Raw genomic sequence first — 23375 nt, 5'->3', positions numbered from 1 at the left:
ACGACTCACCCATCCCATCCAGCGACGGGTGCCCGTACCGTGCTCGACGGTACGGGCACCCGAGGTGGCACGGCAGACGCGGTTACCGCGCCCCTCGCGGGCACCGGCGAACGGAGGTTCCCGTGCGGGCGTACCAGTTGGGCCGTCTCCTGGTCGCGGCGCTCGCGGTGGGCGGCATCGCGCTGGTCGGCGCGGGTGCGACGCGCCTGCCGGTGCGACCACCGCAACCGGACGGTACCGCCGCTCCGCACCAGACGGTGCCGGTACCGCACCTGCCGCCACTGCCCCGGGCCGTCCCCGTCGAGGTACGCATCCCCGCCATCGACGTTCGCGCGCCGTTGCTGTCCGTCGCCGCCGATGCCGCCGGGGCGCTGGAGGTGCCGCCGCTGGACCGCCCAGCTGTGGCGGGCTGGTACCGGCTCGGGGTCAGTCCGGGAGAGACCGGCAACGCGGTGCTGGTGGGTCACGTGGACGCCCCCGACGGGCCGGCCGTCTTCTTCCACCTGGGACGGCTGCGTCCCGGGGACACCATCGAGATCGTCCGGAACGACGCCCGGCTGGTGCGCTTCGCCGTGCACGACATCCAGGCGTATCCGAAGGACCGGTTCCCCACCGACCTGGTCTACGGCCCGGGCGACGCGGCCGGCCTCCGACTGATCACCTGCGGCGGTCGGTTCGACCGGGACACCGGCGAGTACGTCGACAATGTCATCGTGTTCGCCACCAGGGCAGCGTGAATCCGCGTCTGACCCTCGGGACGCCGGGAAGACCCGTCGCCCACGGCAGATTCGCGAGGAGCGACGATGGCGCAGGCAGCACGGGCCAGCAAGCGGACCGGCGCGGACAAGGGCGGCCCACCGCCGCGGAAGGTGGCGGCGAAGAAAGCGGCCACGGCGGCGAGGTCATCCGGCGCGACCGCACCGGCCGGCAAGGCCACGGGTACGAAGCGGGCACCGACCAGGAAGACCTCGGCCTCCCAGGCCGCCGCGTCCCGGTCCCGCTCCGCCAGCCCGGCACCGGCGAAGCGGGCCACCACGATGGAGTCGTTCGGCAATCGTCGGGGTGCCCGAACCGGATCGCGTTGACCGGCACGCCAGCGAGAACCTCGGGCGCTCAGGGCCCGAGCGACGCGAAGTCCCGGCCGCCGGCATCGTAGCCGTGGCGCAAGCTTCCTGACTGTCGGCGCGGCCGGTCGGCCTTCGCGGCGACGCGCCCCCGGTGGCGGTGGCCGACGCCGCGACCGGAAGGATGGCGACGTGGCCACGCGAGACAGACGACCGGCCGGCGGCGAGGTGACCGGGACGTGCCCGTGCGGGCAGGGCCTGCCGTACCCGGACTGCTGCGGACGGCTGCACCGGGGCGAGGTCGACGCGCCCACCGCCGAGGCGCTGATGCGGTCCCGGTACGCGGCCTTCGCCGTTGGCGACCCGGACTACCTGCTGCGCAGCTGGCACTCCCGTACCCGGCCGCCACGGCTGCACCTCGACCCCGCCCAGCGCTGGACCCGGCTGGAGGTGCTCGACACCGCCGGCGGCGGCCTGTTCGACAGCACCGGCACCGTGCAGTTCCGCGCCCACTACCGGGAGGGACGCGAGCCGGGCACGGTGACCGAACGCAGCCGCTTCGTCCGCGAGGACGGCCGCTGGGTCTACCTGGACGACGACCTCGGCTGAAGCTGGTCACCGCGCGGGGGCACCCCGACCGGCGCGAGCGGGCTCCGATCGCCGGTCGGCCGGGTAGCCAGTGCCGCCGCGATCAACAGGTACGGCACGGCGGCGACCGCGAACGCCACCGGGTTACCGGCCACGGTGGCGACCAGACCGTACCCGGCGTACACCACGATGATCGTCAGGTCGGTGCCCATGCCGGCGAGCGAGGTGACGGTGGCCCGGCCCGGCCCGGTGATGCGGGCCTGTAGCCGCGCGTCGGCCAGCACCGAGGCCAGTTGCAGACCGCAGAACGCCACTGCCACCAGCCCGAACCCGGCCGGACGACCCGACAACGCGCCCCCGGCCAGGGCCAGCGCCGAGCCGGCCAGCAGCAGCGCGTAGCCACGGCTGCCGAACCGCTGACCGACCGGGGCGAGCAGACCGCCGACGATCTGCCCGACCGTGACGACCAGGAGCAGCAGCGGCACGGTGGTCAACGCGACTCCGGTGTCGCGGGCCAGCAGCGGCGTGTACTCGTCCAGCGCGCCCCAGACGGCACCGACTCCGGCGACGAGCAGCACCGCCCGGCGCACCGCCCGGTGACCACGGGCCTCGGCGACTCCCGCGCGCAGCCCCTGCCACCAGCCGAGCTCGTCCTCGTCCGGATCGGGTCTCGCCGTCGCGGTGTTTCCGCAGCCGACCACGGTTGGCGCCGCCCTACCCACGGCAGGCACGGTGTGATCGGCGTCGAGGCAGCCCGGCAGGCAGGTGCCGTCGCCGGACCGGTCGAGGTCCGGGCCGGCGGCGCGGCGGTCGTCGGGGAAGCGGATCGCGACGGCCGCGGCGAGCAGGCAGGTTGCGATGCTGGCCGCGCCGACCGCCGGGTAGCCGCCGAACCCGAGCACCGGGCCGGCCAGGGCGATCGACCCCAGCACCCCGACGGTGCCGGCGGTGCGCGCCCGGCCGATGACGCGGGCGTACCGGTCGGCGGCACCGAGTCGGTCGAGTTCGTCGAAGACCAGGGCCTCCGTCGCGCCGGAGGCGAGCGCGCCGCCCGCCCCCCACAGGACGAACCCGGCGGCGAACGCCGGGTAGGACGGAGCGACGGTCCACAGGCCGAAGCCGGCGGCGGTGCACAGCGGCGCGAGGCAGAGCATTCGCCGCCGCGAGGTCGCGTCGGCCCAGGCACCGGACGGCACCTCCAGCGCGATGCCGGCCAGCGACCAGATGACGAACAGCGAGGAGATCTGCCCGACCGACAGGCCGGTGTCGGCGAAAAGCAGCGCGTACACCGGGTAGAGCAGCACCAGGTCGGTGAGGAACGCGTACGCGTAGAGCGTGCCGGCCAGGCGGCGGGCACGCGGCGAGGTCGAGGTCATCGAGGCCCTTCGGGTGGGACGGTAACGGACGCCGGCCTCACGGCGTCCGGGCGGCCCACGGCCCCGGATGACGGATCAATGTCGCCAGGTCATGGCGCTGATGCTAACGCCCCACTCGGCGCCCGCGCACAGGTGTTGCGGGCGCCGCGCCGGGGGGGGCCGGGACCGGTGCCGGTCCCGCCCCACTCGGCGGTCAACGCTGCTCGTCGGTCAACGCTGCTCGTCGGTCTGCGGCAGCACGATGGTCGAGTCGCTGTCGGCGGAGTCGCGCGGTGCCGGCACCTGCGGCGGGTTCGGGCCAACCACCTGGGTGGCGTCCGGGTCGTTCTCCGGCGGCGTCGAGGAATCCGGCGCTGGCCGCGTCGGGGCGGCGCTCTGGCGTGGCAGCGGCGTGGTCGCGTCGGGATCGTCGGCGGGGCCGGCGACGACCTGGGTCGCCTCCGAGTCGTCGCCGGAGGGCGAGCCGGCGGCCGACGGCGCGGCGGGGTCAGCCACCTCACCGGTCACCGGGTGGGAGGTGTGGGGGGCGGCGTCCGGGGCGCCGGTGGTCGGTGCGGGGTCGCCGAGATTTTCGGCCGTGTCGCGGCGGCTGGCGGAGTAAGCCCGGGCGTGCTCGGTGATGGTCCGTGACTCCCGCTCGGCCCGGTCGAGCCAGGACTCCCACCGGCTCTGCATCGGACGAATCAGACCTCCGCCGACCCCGACCACGAGAATACCGCCGATGGTGGCCAGTACCGCGATCAGCACGGGCGTGGTCACCGCGGTGGCGACACCGATCTGGTTGAGCGCGGCGATGATGCCGAGGCCGAGAATGAACGCCGAGGCGACGGTGGCCAACAGCCGACCGTAGGACAACCCGCCGAGCGCGCTGGAGATGATGTCCTTCACCGCGCTGGCGATGGCGGCGGCGACGACCACGATGACGATCGCCACGAAGGCACGGGGCAGCCAGGCGATGACCCCACCGATCAGGTCGGAGATCGGGTTCGGCCCCCAGACCCCGAAGGCCAGGTAGAGGGTGAGCAGCAGGATCCCGTAGTACGCCAGCCGGGCGACGATGTCACTGGCGTCGTAGCGGGATCGGGCCAGGGCCCGACGGATGCCGCCGCGCTCGACCGCGCGGTCGAAGCCGACCCGTTCGAGCAGCCGGTTCACCAGCTTCAGCGCGGCCTTGGCCAGCAGCCAGCCGACAACCAGGATGGCCACGAAGGCGAGCGCCTTGGGCAGGAAGAGAAGTATCGAGCGGAGGGTGTCCCCCACCGCGTCACCGAAGTCGTCTCGCATTGAATGGTCCTCCACAGGGGCAGGCAATTCGTCGGGCCCGACCTACCCGCCTGCCCCTGCGGAGAAACCAGTGACGCAGACGACCTACGGGCGCAGTTGGGCCAGCGAGGCGACCGCGACCCCGTGCGCGTACTGCTTCGAGGCCGCGGCGATCAGCGGGCTGGTATCCACAGCTGGATGACAGCGGTGCCGGCATCGCCCGCGCTCGGGCCGACCGCACGCAGTGAGCCCGGCCCGCGCCGGCCCGCCGCAGCGCCACGGCCACCTCGACGAGCCGCTCCGGCCCAGGACGGCAGCCCTGGGCCGGAGCGATGGAGCTGGTCGATCAGACGAAGTTGACGTCACTGCACCACATGTACGCCTGGTCGAGGTGTGATGCCTGCCAGATGACGAAGACGATGTGGCGGCCGGTGTAGCCGGAGGTCGAGACGTTGAACGAGATGTTCTGCGCGGGCGCGTACCTGCCGGTCTGCGTGATGAAGTCGAGGTTGCCCCAGCCGAGCCGCTGGGTGGTGGGGTCGAACCCCTGCTTGCTGACGTAGACGCGGAAGAAGTCGGCGCCGTGGCTGGCCTGGTCGTAGAGCTGGACCGTGAAGTTGCGGCTCACGTTGGTCGTGCGCCACGCGCCGGGCTGGTTCAGGCTGTTGTTCCTGGAAAGCCCGTTGCTGCACAGCTGCCCGTCGGGGGTGCGGCCCTGGAAGTTACCGCCCAGACCGTCCCGCAGTGCGCTCATCCAGTTTGCCCCGGGTGCCGTCAACCGCCTTCTCGTCGCGCAGGGCGACCGGACATGGCCACCGTGCTCGACGCGCTCAGCCGGGCTCGGTGACCCCTACCGGGGCCGAGAAGGCCGTCGGACCCGGTGCTGAGCTGCGCGGTCAGGACGTTTGACCGGGGGCGACGGCGGAAAGTGTGGCGGGATGAGATGGGCCCGCCACGCCGTACCCGCCGCCGTCACCGCCCTCGCCGCGCTTGCCGCCCGGGACCTGCTGCAACGCGAGCACGCGCTGAGGCGCAACTTCCCGTTGCTGGGTCGGGCCCGCTACCTGCTCGAATCGCTCGGACCCGAACTACGGCAGTACATCGTGGCCGGCAACAACGAGGAACGTCCGTTCACCCGGGACCAGCGCCGCTGGGTGTACGCATCCGCGAAGCGGCAGAACAACTATTTCGGGTTCGGCACCGACAACGACATGGAGTACACCCCGGGGTATCCGGTCATCAAGCACCGCACCTTCGGTCGAGCGGTACCGCCATCGACGCCGGCCACCGGGCACGAGGTGCGGCTGCCGTCGGCGAAGGTGCTCGGAGGCGCGCGGCGACGCACCCACGCCTTCCGCCCCGAATCAGTGGTGACCATCTCCGGGATGAGCTTCGGCTCCCTGTCCGGCCCCGCCGTCGAGGCGTTGAACCGGGGCGCGGCCCTCGCCGGCTGCCTGCACAACACCGGCGAGGGCGGGTTGTCCCCGTACCACCGCCACGGCGGCGAGCTGATCCTGCAACTGGGTACCGCGTACTTCGGCTGCCGGGATGACCGGGGCCGATTCGACCTGGCCCGACTCAAGGACGCGGTCGCCGACGCACCGGTGCGCGCCCTGGAGATCAAGCTCAGCCAGGGCGCCAAGCCCAGCCTGGGCGGTCTGCTTCCGGCGGCGAAGGTGTCGGCGGAGATCGCCGCGACCCGGGGCATCCCGATCGGACGGGACTGCGTCAGCCCGTCGCGGCACGCGGAGTTCTCCGACTGCGACAGTCTGCTCGACTGGGTGGAACTCCTGGCGGCCGAGACCGGCCTGCCGGTCGGCATCAAGTCGGCCGTGGGTGACCTCGATTTCTGGACCGAGCTGACCGACCTGATGCGCGACACCGGCCGAGGCATCGACTTCGTCACCATCGACGGCGGCGAGGGCGGCACCGGCGCCGCCCCGCTGATCTTCACCGATTCCGTGTCGCTGCCGTTCCAGCAGGGCTTCGCCCGGATCTACCCCATTTTCGCCGAACGTGACCTGCACGAGCAGGTCGTCTTCATCGGCTCCGGCAAGCTCGGTCTGCCCGACAACGCGGTGGTCGCATTCGCGCTCGGCTGCGACATGGTGGCCGTGGGCCGGGAGGCGATGCTGGCGATCGGCTGCATCCAGGCGCAGAAGTGCCACACCGACACCTGCCCCACCGGCGTGGCGACGCAGAACGCCTGGCTGACCCGAGGGCTGGACCCGGCATCGAAGTCGGTCCGGGCGGCGCACTACATCAAGACGCTGCGGCGGGACCTGATGAAGGTCGCCGAGGCGTGCGGGGTGGAGCATCCAGGACTGATCGACACGGACACCGTGGAGATACTCGGCGGGCGGACCAGCGCCACTGCGCTGCGCGAGGTGTACGGGTACCGACCGGGCTGGGGCCTGCCGTCGGCGGCCGATCGCAAGGCAGTGGTGGAGCTGATGTCCGTCGAGGGGCCCCAGGGCGGCAGCGCTCCCCCCTCGCCGACCGCCCAGCGTTGACGCCCGGCGGCCACACCGGCCGTGGGCAGTGGTGCCGTGAGCCGGGTGCGCGCGGGTCGGCCGAGACCGCCCCCCCCGCGTTCGGGCCGCCGGACGTCGGGACCCGACAGACGTTGCCGGCCCCCGGTAGCCCAGCCGGGCGGGTTGATGTGCCCTCGGCCACACTGCGGGCCTGGCATTCGTCTCCGTCACCCGAGCCTCCGTCGCCGACCTGGTCTTCGGACGGCTGCGCGATGCCGTCGTCAGCGGCACCTACCGCACCGACGACACCTGCCCGGTGAACGGGAACTGGCCGCGGCCGGACACGGCGTGCTGGTGATGGCGACCTACATCGCCGCGCTGTTCCTGATCAGCACCGGCTGGGTGGCCCGCCCTAGTGACCCTGGTAGAGGGCGGCGACCTCGTCGCCGAAGTGATCCTGCACCGCCTCCCGCTTGATCTTGAGAGTGGGGGTGAGTTCCCCGTCCACCTCGGTGAGATCCCGGTGCAGGATCCGGAAGGTCTTGACCTGCTCGGCCCGGGAGACACTACGGTTGGCCCGGTCGATCGCCACCTGGACCTCGCCGCGTAGCTCCGGATCGTCCCGCAGCGCGGACACCGACGCTCCCGGGTGCCCGTGCTGCTCCCGCCAGCGCCTCCACGCCCGCGGGTCCACCGTCACCAGGGCGGCGACGTAGGGGCGGCCGTCGGCGACCAGCATCACCTGACTGATCAGCGGATGCGACCGGATCCGCTCCTCGATCGGCGCGGGCGCGAGGTTCTTGCCGGCGGCCGTGACCATGATGTCCTTCGTCCGTCCGGTGATCCGCAGGAAACCGTCGTCGTCGATCGTGCCCAGGTCGCCGGTGCGCAGCCAGCCGTCGTCGGTCAATGCCGCCCGGGTGGCCTCCGGGTCGTTCCAGTAGCCGCCGAACACCACCTCGCCCCGGGCGTGGACCTCGCCGTCGTCGGCGATGCGGATCCGTACCCCCGGCAGCGGTCGTCCGACCGTGCCGATCCGCATCGCCGTCGGCAGGTTCGCGGTCAGCGCCGGGGAGGTCTCGGTCAACCCGTACCCCTCCAGCACCGTGATGCCCGCGCCCCGGAGGAAGTGACCCAGCCGCGCCCCCAGCGGCGCGCCGCCCACGATGGCCATCCGGCACCGCCCGCCGAGTGCGGCGCGCAACCGGCGGTACGCGGCGAGGTCGAACACCAGGTGCGCCAGGCGGAGCAGCCTTCCAGGCCCGCCCGGGGTGTCCAGCGCGCGGCTGTACCGCACGGCCACCCGCTCGGCGAGGCCGAAGAGCCAGCCCCGGTGCGCGTCCTCGGCGGTGTGCCGGGCCTGGTCGCGCATCTTCTCGAACATCCGGGGCACGGCCAGGATGAAGGTGGGCCGGAACCGGCGTAGCTGGTCAAGCACCCCGGAGACGTCGGCACTGTGCACCATGGTGGCGCGGTTGTGCACCATGCCGATCTGGATCAGCCGGGCGAAGGCGTGCGCCAACGGCAGGAACAGCACCGTCGTCGCACCCGGATGCAGCAGTTCGGGCAGCACGGCCGTGGCGTTGCCGATGTCGGCGGAGAGATTGCGGTGAGCCAGCACACAGCCCTTCGGCGGGCCGGTGGTCCCGCTGGTGTACACGATGGTGGCGAGGTCGTCGCCGGTGACGGCGGCTCGGCGGGCATCCACCTCGGCGGCGTCGACGGCGCGGCCCCGCGCCACCAGCTCGATCAGTTCACCGGCGTCGATGCGCCAGGTCTGCCGCAACTCGGGCAGTTCCGGTCGTAGATCGGCCACGGCGAAGGCGTGGTCGGCGGTCTCCAGCACGCAGCCGACCGCACCGGAGTCGCCGAGCATCCAGCGGATCTGTTCGGCGCTGGAGGTGTCGTAGATCGGCACGGTCACCGCGCCGATCGACCAGAGCGCGTAGTCGACGAGCGTCCACTCGTACCGGGTGCGGCTGAGCAACCCGACCCGGTCGCCGTGGGCGATCCCGGCGGCGAGGAAACCGCGGGCCACCGCCGCCACGTCGTCCCGGAACTGCCGACAGGTCACCGGCAGAGCGCCGCCGCGCCCCGACCGCCGCACCGGCCACGACCTCGGGTCCGGGGCGGGCCGGACGAACTGCACCGCGTCCGGATCCTCGGCCGCGTTGCGCCACACCTGCTCCGCCAGAGTGGTGTCCTCGCCGCTGACGATCGGCTCGACCGCTGTCTCCCGCACGCCTGTCCACCTGCCGTCGCGTCACCCGGCCAAGGCCATCGGAACAGATGGTGGACCGCGCTCCCAGGGCGTGCACCGAAAACCCGAGAACGCGACCCCCAGGCCCGCCGACGTGCTAGCTCCGCCGGTCACCAGTCGTGGACGGTGCCGTCCTGGAGCCGGTTGAACGGCAGGTACGCCGGTTGGTACGGAAACCGGTCGGCGGCCTCCTCGTCCAGTTCGACGCCGAGCCCCGGCTGCTCACCCGGGTGCAGGTAGCCATCGGTGAAGGTGAACGACTGGCGGAACACCTCGTTGGTGAGCGCGCCGTGCCGCATGTACTCCTGGATGCCGAAGTTGTGGATGGCCAGGTCGAGGTGGAGCGCGGCGGCCATGCCGACCGGCGAGATGTCGGTCGGCCCGTGGATGCCGGACTTGATCTGGTACTGCGCGGCGAAGTCGAGCAGCTTACGCATCGCGGTGATGCCGCCGGTGTGGGTGACCGCGGAGCGCACGTAGTCGATCAACTGTTCCCGGATCAGGGTCTGGTAGTCCCAGACGGTGTTGAACACCTCGCCGATCGCCAGGGGCGTGGTGGTGTGCTGCCGGACCAGCCGCAGCGCCTCCTGGTTCTCCGCCGGGGTGCAGTCCTCCAGCCAGAACAGGTCGTACGGTTCGAGGGCCTTGCCCAGCTTCGCGGCCTGGATCGGGGTCATCCGGTGGTGCCCGTCGTGCAGCAACGGCAGCTCGGGCCCGAACTCGTTGCGGACGGCCTCGAAGACGCCGGGCAGGTGGCGCAGGTACGCCCGAGTGTCCCAGTCCTCCTCGGCCGGCAACGGGGTGCGTTGCGCCGGCTCGTAGTCGTACCGCGTGCCGTCGGCGCTGGGCTGGGTGGCCACCCCGTACACGGCGTTGATGCCGGGCACGGAGGTCTGCACCCGGATCGACCGGAAGCCGAGGTCGAGGTGCGACCGGATGGAGTCGAACAGCTCCGGCAGGTCCCGCCCGGAGGCGTGCCCGTACGCCATGATGCCGGTCCGGGACGCGCCGCCGAGCAGCTGGTAGAGCGGCATCCCCGCCGCCTTGGCCTTGATGTCCCAGAGCGCGACGTCGACCGCCGCGATGGCCGCCATGGTGACCGGCCCGCGCCGCCAGTACGCCGAGCGGTACAGGAACTGCCAGGCGTCCTCGATGCGGTGCGCGTCGCGCCCGAGCAGCAGCGGCACCACGTGGTCGCGCAGGTACGAGGCGACGGAGAGTTCGCGTCCGTTCAGCGTGCCGTCACCCAGGCCGGTGAGACCGTCCTCGGTGGTGATCTTCAGGGTGACGAAGTTGCGGTCCGGGCTGGCGACGATGACGTCTGCGGCCACGATCTTCACGAGGGGTGCCTTTCCCGCGGGCCGTTAACCCGGCGGCGGCACCGGCGGCGAGTCGGGGGAACCCGCGTTGAGCTCGACGTTGTACTGGCCCGAGATGCTAGGCCACAACGCCGCCGCGCCGCCATCCGCGGCCGGGAACCCGCTGAGGCCGGTTCCGGTGGTGCGTACGATGCGGCACATGGCGTTGTTGCACCGAGCGGACATCCGTCCCACGAAGCTGGAGCTGTTGGCGGCCTGGCTGCCGACCCGCGACTGGTACGAGGGCGGCGTCGACGTGGCGCGGGTGGCCGGGTACCGGTTCGACGACCCGGCCGGGCAGGTGGGCATCGAGACGCTCCTGGTCGCCGGCGGCGACGGGCCGGTGCACCAGGTGCCGTTGACCTACCGTGGGTCGCCGCTGGACGGCGCCGACGAGTGGCTGGTGGGCACCACCGAGCACTCGGTGCTGGGTCGGCGCTGGGTCTACGACGCGGTCGGCGACCCGGTTTACGCGGCCGCTCTCGCCGGCGCCATCCTGGCCGGCGCCGGACAGGCCGAGGAATACTTCGAGGTTGACGGCCGGCGCGAGGTACGCCCGCCCAGCATGGCCATCACCAGCGACGTTCCCGCCGTCGTCGTGCCTCCGGTCGGCGCGCTGCTCCGGGTGGTCGACGGCGACCCGACGCTCGTCGTCACCGACACCGTCGAGCTGGGGGTGATCCGCCGCCCCGGATCCACCGCCGCCCCAGCCGGTGCCACGTTGACCGGCACCTGGGACGGCGTACAGGCCCCGCTGGCGTACGCCGCGCCCCGCTGAGCCACCACGTGCGCCGCGCGGCCGGCCCCCCGCCGACCCGATACCAGTTGGGCTTCAGGCAGACCGGCTCGCTGCTCCCCCGGGAGGCCGCCGTGCGTGGCCATCTCATCTGATCGGGGTGGAACACCACTGCGGCAGACTACCGCCGGTTACGAATCGGACCGCCTCCGGCAGGAGCCTCGCGCTATGCGGCGGAGCACGCCGGTTCCATGCCCGTCCCTGACCCGGTGCCCTGGAAACCGAACTCAGTCGACTGACCAGCGGCCACCGAGCCGTTGTAGCTGACATTGGCGAACCGGACCGTTCCCGTGTTGCCGCTGCGGTCGGTGTTCCAGGCGTTGGTGACGGTAGCGCCGGACGGCAGTGCCATGGTCACCGTCCAACCATTGATCGACGTTCCGCCCGAGGTCACCCGGACCGTGGCCACGAAACCACCGTTCCACTGATTCAGCGACACCGACGCGGTGCAGCCCGGTCCCGGCGACGGAGTCGTCGGGGGTGGAGTGGTCGGCGGCGGAGTGGTGGGCGGCGGTGTCGTTGGCGGCGCAGTGGTGGGCGGCGGTGTCGTCGGCGGCGCGGTCGTCGGCGGTGGAGTGTCACCGCCGATCGCACCCGGGACCGACCGCAGGGCGTCGTACCAGACGGCGGCCATCTTGCTGTAGCCACGAGCGTTGGGATGTACACCGTCCGCCAGGTCCGCCATCGTCAAAGCGTTGTACATGTCGACCAGGTGCACGCGACGCCCGGCGTCGACCTTGCTCTGCACGATGCCGGGTATTGCCGCGTTGAAAGCGCGCACCTGACTGTCCGCTCCGGACAACGGCACAATGGTGGCGACGAACACATCCGCTGCCGGCGCGGTGGCGGTGATCTTGTCGATGAGCGTGGACAGCCGGGACGACGCGCCGGACGAGTTGCCGAACATGTCGTTGGTCCCGATGTGCAGCAGCACCGTGCGGGGTGTGGTAGCCCGCAGCCAATTGACCACGTTGGCGTCGATCTGCGCGATCGTCCACCCCGAGTGACCCTCGTGGTTGCGATCACCCAGGCTGCTCGGGCCGTTGGACATGGAGCCGACGAAGTCGACCTGGTAGCCGTCGGCCACGAGCTTCTGCCAGAGGTCGATCCGGTACCCGCCGGGCACATTGAACCCGTCGGTGATCGAGTCGCCGAGCGGCATCACCCGTACTGGGGCGTCAGCTGCGGCGTTGGTCGGACCGGCGGCGATCGCCGTGGTGGCCACGACGGCGGCGAAAGCCGCGAAGAGCGCCGACACATTCAATCTTCGTAGCATGGGCACATTCCCCGATCTGATCCGTTGCGGTCGGTCGAGTCGCCACGGCCGTTGGCGCTTCATGCGTGGTGACGGTGGCAGCGGAGGACGGTCGTGCCCACGATCCATCCACTGACGGTGCCCTGGATGCGCTCACGGCGGAGGCCACACCGTCCCGCCGGCCGGGACGAGCCGATCTACGCGCCGCGATGCGTCGCACCCGAGCGCAGCCAATCCATCCACTCGGGGCCGCCCGAACTCCCCTCCGCAGGCTAGCCGCAAAACCCATACACAGACAAGATTCGACCAGCTCCTTCCACACTATGCAGTGACAGACGCCGATAGTTGGCTGCTCGGTCGAGAAAGCCTGTGACCTGATGCCCGCCGCTGGACTCCGACCCAGGGAGGATGTGGAGGTCCACCCAGCGGCCGCGGCTGAGGCTCCTGGTCGGGCGCGGCGGGCAATCGTTCGATCCAGCATCTACAGACATGACTGACAACCTGTCGCGGCGGGCGTACCGGCACCGCCCCCTGATGGTCTTCGTCTCGGCGATGGCGGTGCTGGCCGTCGTCTGCGCGGTCGGCATCGTGGTCGACCAGCGGGTCCTGACCGGTGCGCCGGCCTGGCTCAAGCCGTTCAAGTTCGCGGTGTCCTTCGTCCTGTACGGCGGCACCCTGGCCTGGCTGCTCTCCCTGCTGCGTCGTCGTAGCCGGGTCGCGGAGTGGGCGGTCACCGTGGTGGTCGCCATGGGTGTGGTGGAGATGTGCGTCATCGTCGGGCAGGTGATCCGCGGCACCACCAGCCACTACAACGAGACCACCCCGTTGAACGCGGTGCTGTGGCAACTGATGGGCGCGGCCATCATGGTGCTCTTCGTCGCCCACGTCGTCATCGGTGTCGCGGTGCTGCGGCAGCCGGTCGCCGGCCGGGCCGGCCGGTACGCGATCGGTCTGGGGCTCGGCCTGGCGGCGCTCGGCATGCTGGTCGCGGTGCCGATGACCCTGCCGGCTCAGGCTCCCATGATCGAGGGCATCGCCGGGGCACACAGCGTGGGCGTGCCCGACGGGGGGCCGGGGCTGCCGTTGGTCGGATGGAGTACCACCGGCGGGGACCTGCGGATCGGGCACTTCGTGGGGCTGCACGGGATGCAGGTGTTGCCGATCCTGGCGCTGCTGCTGAGCCGGTTCACCGGTGGCCGGCTGGACGAGCGAACCCGGGCACGGCTGCTGCTCGTCGTGGGCGTCGGCTATGGTGCGGCGACCGTACTGCTGACCTGGCAGGCGCTGCGCGGGCAGCCGCTGCTACGGCCGGACACGCTCACCCTGGCCGCCGTCGCGGGGCTGGCGGTCGCCACCGTCGCCGCTGCCGGCGGGGTGCTGGCCCGCCGCCGGGCTCCGGCGACCGGAGCCGAACACCGGGCGGCTCCGGGTGGACAGCAACCGTCGGCTCCGGATGAGCAGCGATCAGTGGATCCGGAGAGGGCGCGGCCAACGGGACGACCCGGCGACCGGACCGAGGGTGACCCACGGGTGGGGGTGACCGCGTGAGCGCCACGTTGTTCTCCTTGACCTTCGCGGTGGCGGCACCCTTCTGGGCGCTGATGATCCTGCTGCCGAACTGGACGGTGACCCACCGGATCATCCGATCACCGCTGATCGTGGTGCCGGTCGTGGCGATCTACGCGATCCTGGTGGTCCCGGCGTTCGCGGAGGTCCTGCCGGCGGTGATCGATCCCACCCTCGACGGGGTACGGGAGTTGCTGGGCACTGCCGACGGCGCGGCGGCGGCCTGGGCACACATGATCGCCTTCGACCTCTTCGTAGGCCGCTGGGCCTGGCTCGACAGCCGGAAACGGGCAGTTCCACCTCTGGTGATGGCACCGGTGCTGCTGCTGACGATCCTGCTCGGTCCGATCGGCCTGGCCGCCTATCTGGTCGTACGCACCAGATGGGCTGACCCGACGGCCGCTGCCGGCCCCGACGAGCACCGCCTAGGCTGAGGCCGTGGCCTGGGTGGGACGGCTGTTCGACGCGCGCGACAGCCTGGTACGGATGGTGCTGCTCATCCTCTCCGGCCTGGGCTACCTGTTCTTCGGCACCCTGTCCGCACCGACCAGCACCCAGTGGGTGCTCGCGGCGCTCGCCTTCACGGTCGGGCTGTCGCTGCACCACCGGCCGCTGGCCGGCATGCTGACGCAGACCACGCTGCTGGCGGTCGCGATCTGGCTGGTCGACGATTTCATGATCAACCAGGTGGGTGCCAGTTGGGCGCTGCTCGAACTGACCATGGCCGCCCGCCGGGGGCGGACCATCTGGCTGGCGGCGGGTCTGCTGGCCGTGGTCGACCTGACCGACTCGATCGGCGATCCGCTGCCGCGTCTGCTCTCCGGTGTGTTCGGGCTGCTGGCGGAGGTCGGCGTTCCGCTGCTGCTCGGGCTGGTCATCCGGACCACCCGGGAACTCGGACAGCAGTCGCGGCAGCGGGCCGAGGAGGAGCAGCGGCGACGAGAGTCGGAGAGCCGTGCCGCGCGTGCTGACGAGCGCAGCGCCATCGCCCGGGAACTGCACGACGTGGTGGCGCACTACGTGGCGTCGATGGTGCTGCGTGTCGGGGTGGCCCGGCACGTGCTGACCGACCTGGATCCACGGGTCGGCGAGGTCTTCGACGACGTCCACGGCACCGGCACGGCAGCCCTGGCCGACCTGCGCCGGCTGGTCGCGGTGCTGCGCGACCCCGACGGCGTACGCGGCGACGCCGCGCTGACCGCGATCGAACCGTCGGCGCTGCCGGCCGCGCTCGGCGCCGCGGTGGACCGGGCCCGCCAGGCCGGTGTCACAGTGGTCGCCGACATCGACCCGGCGGTCGGCACCCTCGACGCGGTACGCGGCCTCGCGGTGCTTCGGCTCAGCCAGGAGGCGTTGACAAACGTGGCCAAGCACGCCGGTACCGCTGCGGTGGCGCGGCTCTCGGTCAGCGTGGTCGACGGAGCCGTCCACTGGGAGGTGGTCGACGACGGTCGCGGCTCGGTGCCGGCCACCGTGCCGGTCGGCGGCGGGCACGGCATCACCGGTATGCGCGAACGGGTCGAGGTCCTCGGTGGACAGTTGACGGCCGGCCCGACCGGCACGGGGTGGCGGGTGGCCACCGTGCTGGACGGGACCCGCGCCGGCCCACGCGCGACGGAGCCCGCGTGATCCGGGTACTGCTGGTCGACGACCAGCACCTCATCCGCGCCGGGCTGCGCATGCTCTGCGAAGCCCAGCCCGACATCGAGGTCGTCGGCGAGGCCGACAACGGCCGCGACGCGATCGCCCTGGCCGCCCGGCTGGTGCCCGACGTGGTGGTGATGGACCTGCGCATGCCCGGCGTCGACGGGATCTCCGCCACCAGCCGGATCATCGCCGACCGTCCCGGTGCCCGCGTCCTGGTGCTGACCACGTTCGGCGACGACGACCACCTCTATCCGGCGTTGACGGCCGGCGCCTGCGGCTTCCTGCTCAAGGACGCACCGCCGACCGAGCTGCTGGACGGCGTGCGCCGGGCCGCGACGGGCGACAGCCCGTTCAGCCAGGAGGTGCTGCGCCGGTTGGTACAGCGCGCGGTGCACGCCCGCACCGGGACGCCGTCGCCGGTCACCGGGCTGACCGTTCGGGAGCAGCAGGTGCTGGACCTGGTCGCCGACGGCCTGTCCAACGGCGAGATCGCCGAGCGGCTGCACGTCGGCGTCACCACGGTCAAATCCCACATCACCAGCCTGATGACCAAGACGGGCAGCCCCAACCGGGTACGCCTGGCGCTGTTCGCCCGTGGCCTGTGAGCCGGGTCAGCCGCCGGCCATCGCGCCGAGGACGATGAACGGCTCCTGCCCGGCGACGACCCGCTCGGGCAGGGGCGTGTCGGGTGAGCAGTTGGAGAGGTCCTCCTCGCAGGCGTAGAAGCGGACGAAGGCGCGACGCTTACCGCTGTGCCGGTCGCGGATGGTGCCGAGCAGCATCGGGTACCGCGCCTCGACGGCGTCGAGCACCAGGCGTTGGGTGGCCGGCCCGGGGCCGGCCACCTCGACCCGTACCTCACCGGTCACCCCGGCGAGGGTCTTCAGGTGAGCCGGGAGGACGACCCGGATCACGGCAGCACCTGGACTTCCACGGAGAGCACGGGCGGCAGGTCCCGGACGATCGGCGCCCAGCTGTCACCGCCGTCGGCGGAGCGGTAGACCTGGCCGCCGGTGGTGCCGAAGTAGATGCCGCAGGGGTCGAGCGTGTCGACGGCCATCGCGTCGCGCAGCACGTTGACGTAGCAGTCGGACTGCGGCAGCCCGTCGGTCAGCGGCTCCCACTCGTCGCCGCCGGTGCGGCTGCGGTAGACGCGCAGCTTGCCCTCCGGCGGGTAGTGCTCGGAGTCGCTCTTGATCGGCACCACGTAGATGGTTTCCGGCTCGTGGGCGTGCACCGCGATCGGGAAGCCGAAGTCCGACGGCAGGTTGCCGCTGACCTCGCGCCAGTTCGCTCCGGCGTCGTCGCTGCGCATCACGTCCCAGTGCTTCTGCATGTACAGCGTGTCGGGGCGCGACGGGTGCTGGGTGATGTGGTGCACGCAGTGGCCGACCTCGGAGTCCTGGTCGGGAATCTCCCCCGACCGCAGGCCCTTGTTGATCGGCAGCCAGCTGATGCCGCCGTCGTCGCTGCGGAACGCGCCGGCCGCCGAGATGGCGGTGTAGATCCGACCCTGGTGGACCGGATCCAGGATGATCGTGTGCAGACACAGGCCACCCGCGCCGGGCTGCCACGACGGCCCGCTCGGGTGGGTACGCAGGGCGGTCAGCTCCGTCCACTTGCCGCCGCCGTCGTTGGACACGTAGAGCGCCGCGTCCTCCGCGCCCGCGTAGAGGGTGTCGGGATCGTCGCGGGACGGTTCGAGATGCCAGATGCGCTTGAACTCCCAGGGCCGCGGGGTTCCGTCGTACCAGAGGTGGTCGCCGACGTCGCCGGCATAGGCGAAGTCGTTGTCGACCGTGGTCCAGGTCCGTCCGCCGTCGTCGGAGCGCTGGATCAGCTGCCCGAACCAGCCGCCGGACTGGGAGGCGTAGAGCCGGTCCGGATCGGCCGGCGATCCGGTGAGGTGGTAGATCTCCCAGCCGCCGAAGTGCGGCCCGTCGACCGTCCAGCTGTCGCGTCTGCCGTCGGAGGTCAGGATGAACGCGCCCTTGCGCGTCCCTACCAGTACGCGTACACCACTCATGAGCATTCTCTCGTCTTCGTCGGGTCGGAGGTGGCGGTCGCCGCGCGACCGCCGCACCGACATGCATCAGTCCTGGTCGGTCTACTCCTGAGGTACGACGAATTGGCATCAGCGAAACGGACAGCACGCCGCCGCCGCGCGGGATCCCCCCGGCTTCTGTCGGATGCCCGTCACTCCCGCTCCTGACCCGTATCCCGCCGTCGCGGCCCTTGCACCGCGTAGTGACAGCGACCACGATGGGATCATGGTCGATGGATTGATCTTGCAGGTCGGGTCGGACGGTCCGCTCAGCGACGAGGAGCTGGCCGAGCAGGCGCGCCATCTGAAGGAACACCTGAACCAGCTGCCCGGTGTCGAGGCGAGCGAACTGACCGCCGAGGCCGCCCCGGGTACCCGGGACACCGCGAGCTACATCTTCGGCGTACTGGCCCTCGCCGTGTTCACCGTGCCGACGGTCAAGCGGGCGGCGGCGGACATCCGGCACCTGGCCGAGGTCATCAAGCGCTATCAGGAGCGCAACAAGGGCAAGCGACTGCGCATGACCCTTCCCGACGGCACCGAGATCGACGTACGGGACGTGTCGGAGAAGACCCTGGCCGAGCTGATCAAGTCGGTGTCGGTACCCCGGCAGGGTACGGCGGCCGTGCCCGAGAAGGTCGACGGTGACTGACCCGGCGGAGCCACGGTGAAGCGGGCGCTGCTGGTCGGGGTGGGCAGCTACGCCAACGAGGCGCTGCCCACCCTCGACTCCCCCGCCAGCGACCTGAAGGACTGGGCCCGACTGCTACGGGATCCGACGCTCGGAGCCTTCGACGACGTACGCGATCTCCTGGACGCCGACTCGTACCGCCTCCAGCTCACCCTCTACGACTTCCTGACCAGCGCCGAGCCGCACGACTTCCTGCTCATCTACTACTCCGGCCACGGGCGGCTGCATCACGATCACCGGCTCTACCTCACCGCGACCGACACCGACCCCGACCGGCTGCCACCGACCTCCGTACCGACCGACGAGTTCCGGCACTGGGTCGACGAGTGCCGGGCCCACGAACTGGTGCTGATCCTCGACTGCTGCCACGCGGGCGCCTTCGGCGACCTCAAACAGCGCGGCGACCGCAGTCGCATCGTCGTGGTCTCCGCCGGGGCCACCGAGCTGGCCCACGAGGGCGACGGCCACAAGCAGCACGCGCTGCCGTCGGCGTTCTCCGGTCCGTTCCTGGAGGGGCTGCGTACCGGCGGGGCCGACCGGGACGGCAACGGGATCATCAGCGTACGGGAGGCGTTCGAGTACGCGGCCGTACGCATGATCGACCGGGAACGCCGGCAGACACCGCAGATGCGCGCCGCCGGAGTCGGTGATCTCATCCTCAGCAACGCGCCCCGCCGGCCCCAGCTGATCCCGGAGGAACTGCTGGCGCTCACCCGCAGCCGGCTCGCGGCGGCCCGGGTGCTGGCGGTGGACGAGCTGAGCAACTGGGCGTACGGCCACCAGCGCAGCCGAGACCAGCTGGTCGCCGTCTTCGAGACGCTGGAGACCCTGGAACGGGATCCGGCGGAACGGGTGGCCGAGCGCGCCCGCCAGGCCCTGTCGGGACGGCTGCGGGTCACCCGGGCCGAGGTGGCGGAGGATCCCGGGCCGCCGGAGCCGGCGGGCGAGCCGGGCTGGGCGGCCGGCAGCACCTTCTACGAGGTCAACGTCCGGTTCTTCTACGACTCCGACGGAGACGGACACGGCGACCTGCGGGGTGTCACCGAGAAGCTGGACTATCTGCGCCGCCTCGGCGTCGACTGCCTGCTGCTCAACCCGATCATGGCGGCCCCGGCGCTGGGCGACGGTCGGGCGGCCGCCGACTTCGAAGCGATCGACGAGGGCCTCGGCGCACCGTCGCACCTGCTGGAACTGCTCAGCCTCGCCCACCGGCAGGGGTTGCGGGTGGTGCTGGACCTGGTGCTCAACCACACCAGCGATCAGCACCCGTGGTTCCAGGCGTCGCGCAACGACCCGTCCGGCCCGTACGGCGACTTCTACGTGTGGAGCGACAGCGGCGAGGGCTACGCCGAGGCCGACGACCCGCTCGGCAGCCACGGCGCGGGGTGGACCTACGACAGCCAACGCCGCCAGTACTACTGGCACCGCTACAGCCGGTCCGAGCCGGACCTGAACTACGACGCGCCCGAGGTACGCGCGGCGATGCGCGACGTGATGGCGTTCTGGCTCCGCCAGGGCGTCGACGGGCTGCGCCTGCTCACCGTCCCGTACCTGTTCGAGCGCAGCGGCACCTCCAGCAAGGGGCTCGACGAGACCCACGGTTACCTGCGCCAGCTGCGGTCCTGGTTGGACTCGGCGTACCCGGACCGGATCCTGATCGCCTGGAGTGAGGACTGGCCGGAGGGGGCGGGCGCCTACTTCGGCACCGCCGAGCACCCCGAGTGCCACCTGGTGATGTACGCCTCGCTGATGCCGAGCCTGCTGCTGGCGATGCGACGGGAGGCGCACCGGCCGGTGTCCCGGGTGCTGGCGCAGATGGGCGACCAACCGCCCGACCGGCACTGGGCGGTGTTTCTGCGCAACGGCGATGAGATGTCGCTGGGCCTGCTGCACGAGCGGGAACGCGACGACCTGCTGCACGCGTACGCGCCGCTGGCCCGGATGCGCGGTGCGACCGGCATCCGGCGGCGCACGGCGACCCTGCTCAACGACGACCGGGGGCAGTTGGAGCTCGCTTTCGCCCTGCTGCTGTCGATGCCCGGCGTGCCGGTGCTGTACTACGGCGACGAGATCGGCATGGGTGAGAACCTGGCGTTGCCGGGCCACCTGGCGTTCAACACCCCGATGCAGTGGGCACCGGACCGCAACGGCGGCTTCTCGGTGGCTCAGCCGGAGAACCTGCCGGCGCCCCCGATCCATGAGTCGATCTACGGCTACATGGCGGTGAACGTGGAGAACCAGCTCCGCTCGCGCTCGTCGCTGCTGCACGTGGTCGAGAAACTCATCGAGACCCGGCACGCCTGCCCGGCGTTCTCCCGCCCGGGTTGCCGGATCGTCCGCTCCACCAACCCGGCGGTGCTGGCGTTCCTACGCGGTGAGCCCGACGACGAGGTGCTCTGCCTGTTCAACTTCTCCCGCTACCCGCAGACCACCACGCTGAGCCTGGCCTCGCACGTCGGTTGCCGGCCCCGGGAGTTGACCGGCGGCGCCGAGTTTCCCGGCGTGCCGAATTCGGGCGGGTACGACCTGGGCGTCGCCGGTCACGGCGTCTTCTGGCTCTCGGTGGCCGCGGGACACGACCCGGACACCGGGGTCAACCCGCCGGGGATCGCCGCGCGTCGGTGGGCCAGATGACGGTGGTGGGGATGCCCCGCTCGCGGGCCCAGCCGACGGTCCGGTCGGTCGACGCGTCGTGGCAGCCCGGTTCGCCGTCCCAGACCGCCACCAGCCGCTGCACCCGCAGCAGCAACTCCCGGTTCGCGGCCACGTAGGCGGCGGTGCCGGAGGTGCGGTGGCCGGTGTGCAGGACCCGGGTGGCTCGGCCCAACAGCTCATCGAAGCCGCCCCGGGCCGCCGGGGCGATGGTGTCCCGGTAGTCGGGGGCCGGCAGGACCACCTCGTACGTGCCACCGCCGTCCAGCACCGCGCGGGCGAAGATCTGGTCGGTGCCGGCCGCCAGACAGGTGACACCGTGCACCGGCCGGTCGCTGATCCGGCGCAGTTCGACGCGGATCGCCTCGGCGACCAGCCGCTCGGTGGCCGGGGTCAGATTGATGTGGCCGGTGACCCCGACGTGGACCGGTTCCCGTTCAGGCGGCATCGGCCGACCCTCCCCGTTGGACGGGCACGGTGGGGCCCAACCGGATCAACTCGAAACCGCTGTCGGACAACACGTCGGGCAACGTCCGGATCTCCTCCCGGTTCTGCTCCTTCGCCGCCGGCGGCAACTCGTCCCACGGCCGCAGCAGGTGATGCCGGCGGCGGACGTCGTCACGCGGCTCGCCGTACGTCCAGCCCTCGGAGCGCCGTTCCCGGCACCACCGCTCGTGTTCGAGCCGGGCCAGCTGTTCGACCCGGTCGTCGATGGCCCGTCCAGCCGCGGAGGCGTCACCGGCGCCGCCGTGTCGGGGCACCACGACGCAACCCAGGTCCAGCAGCTTGGCCGCGATGTCCTGGACATGGCTGCGGTTGGCGCGGCGCAACGACTCCGGCAGCCGGGACCAGGGCACCATGGCGGGCGCTTCACCGAGTCGGACGCCGGCCCGCTGCTGGGCGTGCAGGTACCGCAGATGAATCTGCTGGGCGAGTCGTTCGGTGAGGTCCTCGGCGATCAGCCGGGCGTCGCAGGCGTGCGTGAGCACCGGGTACAGCCGCAGTTTGCCGTGCACCTCGTCGAGCAGGTCGTGGCGGACGTCGCCGTGGAAGGCGGCGGCGAGCGCGGCCTGTCGGTAGACCGGCACGAAGACGATGCTGCGCGCCCCGCGCCAGAGCGCGGGGGTGTCCAGCGCGAGACGCAGGCCGCTGATCTCGTCGGGGGCGCACAGGTAGATGCGGTCGTAGCCCTCGGCGGCGAAGTGTTCCAGGCCGACAAGTCCGGCGATGTCCCGGTCGTACCCGACCAACCGGCAGACCTCGCTGAGGAACGGGTAACGGGAGGTGGCCAGGGCCAGTTCGGCCCGGGCGTCCGGTGCCACGAGGGCCACCCGCAGCCGACGGCCGGAACCGCTCTGGTCGGCCTGGCGCGCCCGCCAGTGCCGGGCGGTCTCCACCAGCAGCGCCCGGCGAAAGCTGCCGCCACCGACGATCAGGACCGTGGTCGACCGGTCGGGGGCCGACGGCAGCGGATGGTGCCAGTGCAGCGCCCGGGCGGCGATGTCGTCGACGTGGAAGTAGTCCAGGCGCAGCCGGCTGGACCCGGCGGCGCCGAGCCGCCGGGCCTGCAACGACAGGCACATCTCCGGGTCGTGGACCTGCACGTACACCCGGGGCGGGTGGCGTCGGTCCTGGATCAGCCGGTTGGCCGTGTTGGCGATGGCGTGGTTGCGGTCGTCGTCGTCGGTGCAGGCGTAGACGGTGTGCGCCCGGGGCAGCCCGGCGCCCCGCAGCACCTCGGCGTTCGTCGGATCGCCGACGACGCCGAGGTAACGGCGTCGCCGGTACTCCAGCGGACCGAACGGTTCGGCGCGTACGACCACCACCCGGTCACCATCGGCGTACAGCCGGTCGGCCAGCATGTGCGCGAACTGGGAGTCGCCGCAGACGACGGCATGGCCACTGGCCCGGCGGGCCCGCCGCCGCCGGATCTCCGTGGCCAGCAGCAGTCGACCGGCCTCGGCCACCGCCAGCAGGGTGAACAGCGGCGCCATGAACCGGGCGACCTGCAACTGCCACGGATAGGGACCGGGCTGCTCGAAGAGTTCGGCACTGAGGAGGAACAGTTGCAGGTCGTAGTAGAGGATGTCGTACCGGTCTCCGATGGCCTCGGGGCGTACCTGCGACAGCCGTTCCAGGCCGATGTAGCCGAGCATCGAGGCGACCAGGCCGATCACCCCGAAGACGACCCGCAGCCACCACGCGGCGGGACGGGCCGCACCGGGGACCGGCTGCGTCATCGCGCGGCTGCCTGAACCCGCCGATGCCCCAGCCACCGGATAACGACCATGCGCGCCATGCTATTAAACAAAGTCGATCGCCCGGGTCGGCGACGTGCCGG

The 23375-nt window shown here is 71.6% G+C and carries 19 protein-coding genes and 2 pseudogenes; 11 read left to right on the top strand and 10 right to left on the bottom strand.

Going from position 1 to position 23375, the window contains the following annotated elements:
* The first annotated feature begins 122 nt into the window (after nt 1–122).
* The 3 genes from AC2CHE_RS09700 to AC2CHE_RS09690 all read left to right on the top strand — a co-directional run bounded on the left by AC2CHE_RS09700 (nt 123) and on the right by AC2CHE_RS09690 (nt 1673).
* Complete coding sequence (locus tag AC2CHE_RS09700) at nt 123–737, top strand: class F sortase (RefSeq protein ID WP_484504562.1); 615 nt, start codon at nt 123–125, stop codon at nt 735–737.
* A gap of 66 nt (nt 738–803) precedes the next feature.
* Complete coding sequence (locus AC2CHE_RS09695; RefSeq protein WP_484504561.1) at nt 804–1085, top strand: hypothetical protein; 282 nt, start codon at nt 804–806, stop codon at nt 1083–1085.
* Nucleotides 1086–1256: 171 nt separating this feature from the next.
* Nucleotides 1257–1673: a YchJ family protein gene (locus AC2CHE_RS09690; protein ID WP_484504560.1), complete on the top strand. Its 417-nt coding sequence runs from the start codon at nt 1257–1259 to the stop codon at nt 1671–1673.
* Here AC2CHE_RS09690 and AC2CHE_RS09685 read toward each other — a convergent pair.
* From AC2CHE_RS09685 to AC2CHE_RS09675, 3 genes and pseudogenes are all read right to left on the bottom strand, one after another.
* On the bottom strand, nt 1649–3028 hold the full coding sequence (locus AC2CHE_RS09685; RefSeq protein ID WP_484504559.1) for an MFS transporter: 1380 nt from the start codon (nt 3026–3028) through the stop codon (nt 1649–1651). The genes AC2CHE_RS09690 and AC2CHE_RS09685 overlap by 25 nt on opposite strands.
* A 558-nt stretch (nt 3029–3586) precedes the next feature.
* A pseudogene (locus AC2CHE_RS09680) lies at nt 3587–4312 on the bottom strand (membrane protein); the annotation flags it as partial.
* A gap of 325 nt (nt 4313–4637) precedes the next feature.
* Nucleotides 4638–5081, bottom strand: a pseudogene (locus tag AC2CHE_RS09675) (lytic polysaccharide monooxygenase); the annotation flags it as partial.
* Between the two features lie 148 nt (nt 5082–5229).
* Between AC2CHE_RS09675 and AC2CHE_RS09670 the strand changes: the two are divergent.
* Entirely contained in the window at nt 5230–6804 is a 1575-nt protein-coding gene (locus tag AC2CHE_RS09670) for a glutamate synthase-related protein (RefSeq protein ID WP_484504558.1), read from the top strand.
* 373 nt (nt 6805–7177) lie between these two features.
* Here AC2CHE_RS09670 and AC2CHE_RS09665 read toward each other — a convergent pair whose 3' ends face one another.
* Together AC2CHE_RS09665 and manD are read right to left on the bottom strand one after the other, a co-directional pair.
* Complete coding sequence (locus AC2CHE_RS09665; RefSeq protein WP_484504557.1) at nt 7178–9007, bottom strand: AMP-dependent synthetase/ligase; 1830 nt, start codon at nt 9005–9007, stop codon at nt 7178–7180.
* Between the two features lie 128 nt (nt 9008–9135).
* Nucleotides 9136–10365, bottom strand: a complete 1230-nt coding sequence (manD, locus tag AC2CHE_RS09660; RefSeq protein ID WP_484504556.1) for a D-mannonate dehydratase ManD — start codon at nt 10363–10365, stop codon at nt 9136–9138.
* Nucleotides 10366–10543: 178 nt separating this feature from the next.
* Here manD and AC2CHE_RS09655 point away from each other — a divergent pair, with 178 nt between their 5' ends.
* Nucleotides 10544–11161 (top strand): CG0192-related protein, encoded by a 618-nt coding sequence (locus AC2CHE_RS09655; protein WP_484504555.1) that lies wholly within the window; start codon nt 10544–10546, stop codon nt 11159–11161.
* 184 nt (nt 11162–11345) lie between these two features.
* Here the strand turns inward: AC2CHE_RS09655 and AC2CHE_RS09650 are convergent, their stop codons facing one another.
* Entirely contained in the window at nt 11346–12455 is a 1110-nt protein-coding gene (locus AC2CHE_RS09650) for a cellulose binding domain-containing protein (RefSeq protein WP_484504554.1), read from the bottom strand.
* Nucleotides 12456–12923: 468 nt separating this feature from the next.
* Between AC2CHE_RS09650 and AC2CHE_RS09645 the strand changes: the two genes are divergently transcribed.
* From AC2CHE_RS09645 to AC2CHE_RS09630, 4 genes are read left to right on the top strand one after another with little or no spacing between them, the layout of a single operon-like run.
* Entirely contained in the window at nt 12924–13982 is a 1059-nt protein-coding gene (locus AC2CHE_RS09645) for a hypothetical protein (RefSeq protein ID WP_484504553.1), read from the top strand.
* Nucleotides 13979–14434 (top strand): ABA4-like family protein, encoded by a 456-nt coding sequence (locus AC2CHE_RS09640; RefSeq protein ID WP_484504552.1) that lies wholly within the window; start codon nt 13979–13981, stop codon nt 14432–14434. The genes AC2CHE_RS09645 and AC2CHE_RS09640 overlap by 4 nt, the downstream gene beginning before the upstream one ends.
* Nucleotides 14435–14438: 4 nt before the next feature.
* Nucleotides 14439–15629, top strand: coding sequence for a sensor histidine kinase (locus AC2CHE_RS09635; protein ID WP_484504551.1), 1191 nt, complete (start codon nt 14439–14441; stop codon nt 15627–15629).
* Entirely contained in the window at nt 15626–16252 is a 627-nt protein-coding gene (locus AC2CHE_RS09630) for a response regulator transcription factor (RefSeq protein ID WP_484504550.1), read from the top strand. Before AC2CHE_RS09635 ends, AC2CHE_RS09630 begins: the two co-directional genes overlap by 4 nt.
* 6 nt (nt 16253–16258) lie before the next feature.
* On the opposite strand, the gene AC2CHE_RS09625 is transcribed toward AC2CHE_RS09630, so the two are convergent.
* Nucleotides 16259–16561, bottom strand: coding sequence for a MoaD/ThiS family protein (locus tag AC2CHE_RS09625; protein WP_093405671.1), 303 nt, complete (start codon nt 16559–16561; stop codon nt 16259–16261).
* A complete protein-coding gene (locus tag AC2CHE_RS09620; protein ID WP_484504549.1) occupies nt 16558–17673 on the bottom strand; it encodes a WD40/YVTN/BNR-like repeat-containing protein in 1116 nt (371 codons plus the stop codon). The genes AC2CHE_RS09625 and AC2CHE_RS09620 overlap by 4 nt, the downstream gene beginning before the upstream one ends.
* Nucleotides 17674–17917: 244 nt before the next feature.
* Here AC2CHE_RS09620 and AC2CHE_RS09615 point away from each other — a divergent pair, with 244 nt between their 5' ends.
* Together AC2CHE_RS09615 and AC2CHE_RS09610 are read left to right on the top strand one after the other, a co-directional pair.
* Nucleotides 17918–18343 carry a hypothetical protein gene (locus AC2CHE_RS09615; protein WP_093405676.1) on the top strand — a complete coding sequence of 142 codons (426 nt, stop codon included), beginning with the start codon at nt 17918–17920 and terminating at the stop codon, nt 18341–18343.
* Between the two features lie 15 nt (nt 18344–18358).
* Nucleotides 18359–21016 (top strand): alpha-amylase family glycosyl hydrolase, encoded by a 2658-nt coding sequence (locus tag AC2CHE_RS09610; RefSeq protein ID WP_484504548.1) that lies wholly within the window; start codon nt 18359–18361, stop codon nt 21014–21016.
* On the opposite strand, the gene AC2CHE_RS09605 is transcribed toward AC2CHE_RS09610, so the two are convergent.
* Nucleotides 20976–21482 carry a hypothetical protein gene (locus tag AC2CHE_RS09605; RefSeq protein ID WP_484504547.1) on the bottom strand — a complete coding sequence of 169 codons (507 nt, stop codon included), beginning with the start codon at nt 21480–21482 and terminating at the stop codon, nt 20976–20978. The two genes, AC2CHE_RS09610 and AC2CHE_RS09605, sit on opposite strands and share 41 nt — an antisense overlap.
* The gene (locus AC2CHE_RS09600) at nt 21472–23274 is read right to left on the bottom strand and encodes a RyR domain-containing protein (RefSeq protein WP_484504546.1); all 1803 of its coding nucleotides are present in this window, start codon (nt 23272–23274) and stop codon (nt 21472–21474) included. Before AC2CHE_RS09600 ends, AC2CHE_RS09605 begins: the two co-directional genes overlap by 11 nt.
* Nucleotides 23275–23375 lie beyond the last annotated feature (101 nt).

This window comes from Micromonospora sp. ATLC16 (genome assembly GCF_057196645.1).
Note: the sequence above shows the minus strand (reverse complement) of the source record. Positions and strands in the feature narration are given on the sequence as shown.

What these genes read in the sequence shown, in the direction of transcription:
- AC2CHE_RS09615 (WP_093405676.1), top strand. Translation starts at nt 17,918, where the DNA reads ATGGTCGATGGATTGATCTTGCAGGTCGGGTCGGACGGTCCGCTCAGC.
- AC2CHE_RS09620 (WP_484504549.1), bottom strand. Translation starts at nt 17,673, where the DNA reads ATGAGTGGTGTACGCGTACTGGTAGGGACGCGCAAGGGCGCGTTCATC.
- AC2CHE_RS09600 (WP_484504546.1), bottom strand. Translation starts at nt 23,274, where the DNA reads ATGACGCAGCCGGTCCCCGGTGCGGCCCGTCCCGCCGCGTGGTGGCTG.
- AC2CHE_RS09645 (WP_484504553.1), top strand. Translation starts at nt 12,924, where the DNA reads ATGACTGACAACCTGTCGCGGCGGGCGTACCGGCACCGCCCCCTGATG.
- AC2CHE_RS09670 (WP_484504558.1), top strand. Translation starts at nt 5,230, where the DNA reads ATGAGATGGGCCCGCCACGCCGTACCCGCCGCCGTCACCGCCCTCGCC.
- AC2CHE_RS09655 (WP_484504555.1), top strand. Translation starts at nt 10,544, where the DNA reads ATGGCGTTGTTGCACCGAGCGGACATCCGTCCCACGAAGCTGGAGCTG.
- AC2CHE_RS09695 (WP_484504561.1), top strand. Translation starts at nt 804, where the DNA reads ATGGCGCAGGCAGCACGGGCCAGCAAGCGGACCGGCGCGGACAAGGGC.
- AC2CHE_RS09685 (WP_484504559.1), bottom strand. Translation starts at nt 3,028, where the DNA reads ATGACCTCGACCTCGCCGCGTGCCCGCCGCCTGGCCGGCACGCTCTAC.
- AC2CHE_RS09650 (WP_484504554.1), bottom strand. Translation starts at nt 12,455, where the DNA reads ATGCTACGAAGATTGAATGTGTCGGCGCTCTTCGCGGCTTTCGCCGCC.
- AC2CHE_RS09605 (WP_484504547.1), bottom strand. Translation starts at nt 21,482, where the DNA reads ATGCCGCCTGAACGGGAACCGGTCCACGTCGGGGTCACCGGCCACATC.